Raw genomic sequence first — 249 nt, 5'->3', positions numbered from 1 at the left:
GTCGCGCATCCCTCACGTCTTCCGGCGCGCTGCGTGGTGATCGCCACTGACGGCAGCGATACCCCGGCACCGCCAGACTGGGACGTGCTCACGGATCCGGAACAGGCCGAGCCGCACGTGCTGCGCGACATTGCACGCGCCGCCGGCATCGCCGGACAGGGCGGCGCCTCCTTCCCGACCTTCGTCAAGCTCAATCCGGCGCAGCCGGTGGATGCCCTGGTCAGCAACGGCGCCGAGTGCGAGCCCTAC

1 pseudogene is annotated in these 249 nt (G+C 70.7%); it reads left to right on the top strand.

Annotated features, from left to right (window positions below):
* Nucleotides 1–33: 33 nt before the first annotated feature.
* Nucleotides 34–249 (top strand): annotated as a pseudogene (locus SB754_RS22045) (hypothetical protein); the annotation flags it as partial.

The sequence above is a fragment of the Leifsonia sp. SIMBA_070 genome, assembly GCF_046534635.1.
Taxonomy (GTDB): Bacteria; Actinomycetota; Actinomycetes; order Actinomycetales; family Microbacteriaceae; genus Leifsonia.
Note: the sequence above shows the minus strand (reverse complement) of the source record. Positions and strands in the feature narration are given on the sequence as shown.